Here is a 258-nt window from a genome sequence, read left to right on the forward strand (position 1 = left end):
AGTTAGCCGTGATAACAGCCACCAGACCCAAAAAATTAGCCAAAAAACACAACAACTGACCCACAGCGTTCGTCAGTATTTGTCTGATCGTCGTCGTCATTTAACCCAGTTGCAGCATCGACTAGAGCGTCAACACCCGCCATTGAGGTTAAACCAACAAAGTCAGCGACTTGATGATGTCAGCAGACGTTTAGAGCGCGCGATCAAAAACTATATTGTTCAACATCGCCAGCACCTTAATCGTAATGAACACAAGCT

General features: G+C 45.3%; 1 protein-coding gene. It reads left to right on the top strand.

Annotated elements, in window-relative coordinates; translation table 11 throughout:
* Positions 1-258, top strand: a 258-nt coding sequence (locus tag Q4563_RS20910; RefSeq protein WP_442903840.1) for a hypothetical protein, incomplete at both ends; no start/stop codon positions are given.

The sequence above is a fragment of the Gilvimarinus sp. 1_MG-2023 genome, from assembly GCF_030548285.1.